General features: G+C 49.7%; 2 protein-coding genes. Both read right to left on the reverse strand.

Annotated features, from left to right (window positions below):
* A partial coding sequence (locus QUA20_RS31390; protein WP_333194240.1) for an FG-GAP-like repeat-containing protein occupies positions 1-2832 on the reverse strand: 2832 nt, incomplete at its 3' end.
* Positions 2833-3235: 403 nt separating this feature from the next.
* A partial coding sequence (locus QUA20_RS31395; RefSeq protein WP_333194241.1) for a calcium-binding protein occupies positions 3236-3901 on the reverse strand: 666 nt, incomplete at its 5' end.

Consider the following 3901-nt stretch of genomic DNA (forward strand, 5'->3'; position numbering starts at 1 on the left):
TGTGACTGTAAAATTATAAGTCGTGCCGCTACCTGTAAAACTGCTAACCGTACCGTTAGTAACATTAATGCCACTCGTACTAAATCCTGTCACATTTTCACTGAAAGTTGCTGTGACTAAAAATGGTGCATTTATTGTTGTCGGTGATGCGGATGTTAAGGCAACTGTTGGCGGTGTAATATCAGCAGTACGAACAAGTTGAGTAGCAGCGGTATTGTTATTACTCGCAGTATCCGTAGCTTTAGCCGCAAATACATCAACTGTGACATTACCATCAGCGGTGGGAGTGATATCAAAGGTGTAGGTTTTGGCATCAAGTGTGACAAATTTACCGACAGTCGCATTGGCGACGGTGATATCAGTATTATCAAACCCAGCGACATTTTCACTGAATGTTGCTGTGACGCTAAATGGTGAGTTGACTGTTGTTGCTGATGCGGATGTTAAGGCAACTGTGGGTACAATGGTGTCTACAATTATGGCTCTGCTATCCGTTAAAGATTGTCCCGCAGGGATAGTCAAGGTTGCATCATTTCCAGCAGCATCCTTTAAGGTGGCACCGACTGTTAAAGTTATGCCTGTTGAGTTGAGATCAATACTATTTTGTCCGGTTGCTGGAGTATAAATGCCGCCAGCAGATGTGCCGCTAAAAGGTGCAATAGTAACAGTGCCGCCTGTGTTTAAGGCGACACTCATATTACCGCCTGCTAAAGTAACGGCTTCGCTGAAGTTGACGGTGACGTTGATGTTGCCAGTTGTGTTGTAACTGCCGTCAGTGGTGGTAGAGGTGACGCTGGCAACTGTTGGTGCAGTAGTATCAATAACTATGGCTTTGCTACCGCCGAGGGAGTTGACTGAGGCGGTAGTGGGGAGGGTTAAGAAAGCGTCAAAGGCTGTACCAACAGTTTCTTTAATTGTGCCGCCGTTGAGGGTGAGGGCGGTGGTGGCGAGGTATTCTAAGTCACCCGAGGTGTCTCCTGCTTGCACTACATAGTTGAAGGTGAGTACAGTACCGCCGCTACCGCTGGTATAGATTGCAAAGCGGTCAGTTGTGCCTGTTTCTAGTTGCAGTTGAGGTGTGCCAACTGTGGTATCTACGTTGACAGCAGCATCGAAGGTGATGGTGATGGCGATGGTATCACCTGCTTTGTAGCTGCCGTCAGCGGTGGTGGCCGTGACAGCAGTAACTTTGGGGGTGGTGTTGAGCAGGATGGAGGCGATGTTGGTGTCGTTGGTCGCCACAGCTAAGTCAGGTTTCCCGTCGCCGTTGATGTCGCCGATGCTGACGGAGGAGGGGTCAGGGCCAGTAGCCAAGCCTACTTGGGTGGCGAAAGTGGGAGTGTTGGCTCCGGTGGCGGTGGTGTTGAGCAGGATGGAGAGGGTGTTGCTGGCCCCGTTCGCCACAGCTAAATCAGGTTTCCCGTCACCGTTGATGTCGCCGATGCTGACGGAGTTGGGGTCAGTGCCAGTAGCGAAGTCAACTTTGGTGGCAAAAGTGGGGGTGGTAGCGAAGGGGACGGTGGTGTTGAGCAGGATGGAGGCGTTGCCGCTGACCCTGTTCGCCACAGCTAAGTCAGGTAAACTGTCGCCGTTGATGTCGCCGATGCTGACCCTGAAGGCGCCATCGCCACTACTGAAGCTAATTTGGGGGGCGAAAGTGGGGGTGGTAGCTCCTGTGGCAGTGGTGTTGAGCAGGATGGAGGCGCTGTCGCCGTTGATGTTCGCCACAGCTAAGTCAGGGAGGTCGTCGCCGTTGATGTCGCCGATGCTGACATCAAAGGGGTTATTGGCAGTAGGAAAGTCAACTTGGGTGGCGAAAGTGGGGGTGGTGGCTCCTGTGGCGGTGGTGTTGAGCAGGATGGAGGCGGTGTTGCTCAAGAAGCTGGTCACAGCTAAGTCAGGTTTCCCGTCGCCGTTGATGTCGCCGATTTTGACGGAGATGAGGCGATTGCCAGTAGCGAAGGTGACGAAGGGAGCGAAAGTGGGGGTGGTAGCTCCGGTGGCGGTGGTGTTGAGCAGGATGGAGACATCGTTGCTGAGTTGGTTCGCCACAGCTAAATCCGGTTTGCCGTCGCCGTTGAGGTCGCCAATGCTGACGCAGGAGGGCCCATCGCCAGTAGGGAAGGCGACTTGGGGGGCAAAAGTGGGGGTGGTGGCTCCTGTGGCGGTGGTGTTGAGCAGGATGGAGGTGCTGTCGCTGTAATAGTTCGCCGTTGCTAAATCAGGTTTGCCGTCGCCGTTGATGTCGCCGATGCTGACCCATCTGGGGCCACTGCCAGTTGGGAAGTCAACTTTGGTGGCCAAGCCTAGTACGCCCCTGTAAGTTTTGAGGGTGGTTTCTGTGAGGGCCAGTTTTGGCTTTTGAGGGGATGGGGGGATGAGTTGGGGGATGTCCCAGGTGCCTCCTCGTTCGCTGTTGCCTGTGGTATTGGTGTTGGCGGCGATGTTTGCGCCTGTGAGTTGGTGCAGTTGAGCGAGGAATTGGTGGCCTGTGTCTCCGGCTGCTATGTTACATCCGTAGAAAATAATATCGGCACCAGGAATTAGTGCTTTGCGCCACTGTTTGAGTAGAGGGCCGAAACTTTCTATGTTGCTGTTGTTGAGTGTATTTGCACCGAGTTGTACTGCACCTGGACTGCCGTGAGAGATGATGTGGATTGCTTCTATATTTTGTTCAATTGTTAGCCTTTCGGTGATTTGCTCAATTCCATCCCGCGTTTCATCTAGGATAATTACTTGAGCATTTGGAGAAACGCCACTAATTAAACTCTGATAATTTTCAACATTTAAGTCAATACAAACTAGAGTTGAAACAAGTTTTTGCTCTATCATTGGCAATGTCTTAATTTTTAAATATGTGATCGGCAATAAAAATATTTATTGCTAATTAAAAACGTCTACAATGGGGTTTCAGGTGTGAATACACTCCTGAGTGGGCTGAGGCGAACGCACTGCCATGTGCCAGTTCGTAAGTCCTGTCTTTCCTGACAGTCATTTTTATTGTCAAGTTTTCTATATTATCACTCGCTCTCCTTACCAGAAAACTCCAATTACTATTTTATTGCTCCCGGCTTCATTTCATATCATTTGTAACCTTTTTCTCTTCCCCAAGCTAACTAAACTTCAATCATCCCCAACACTTAGGCACTCACGCCCGTTGGGCGGCACAATTTGCCTGGTAGCTTTTATCGCTAGATTACTGGTGGGATGCAAAATATATCGGCATCCCCGAAAGCTACACCACGAAAGTTACTAGCGGAACTATACTGCTGGCAGTGACTCCCTTCAAGACAGCTAAATATTCGCCTGTTACCTGATACTGAATTATAGTATCGCGAACAAAAGCGCCGGTTCTTTGAAAAATATTTAACTGGCTAAAAGAAAGGGGGCTAATTAAATCAATTTTGTCTTGATTTAGGGTAAAATCAGCAATTACATCAGCAGCGGAAGCATCTGTTCCACCAGTATCGATCGCGAGGGCAAACACATCAAAACCCAATCCGCCTGTGAGAGTGTCGGCACCAATTTCTCCAAATAAGTAGTCATTGCCCCCGTCGCCAAACACTATATCGTCGCCATCGCCGCTGTAAATGCGATCGTTTTCCTTACCTGAGTAAATCAAGTCAATGCCGCGATCGCCACTAATGAAGTCAATCCCCTTACCGCCAAAAATAATGTCATTGCCATCACCGCCGCTAATACCGTCATCCCCTTTTTGTCCGTAAAGCAAGTCATCTCCTGCTTTGCCATGAAGATAGTCATTGCCGGGGCGGGCGTGGATAATGTCATTCAATGCCGATCCTGTGAGGCGATCGTCCTTATCGGTCAAACCGATTACTGACTTTTGGGACAAGGTTGTGACATCGCCTAAGTTATCGTTATCGCTGATATTGACTGTGAG

Source organism: Microcoleus sp. Pol7_A1 (assembly GCF_036701085.1).
Lineage (GTDB): Bacteria > Cyanobacteriota > Cyanobacteriia > Cyanobacteriales > Microcoleaceae > Microcoleus > Microcoleus asticus.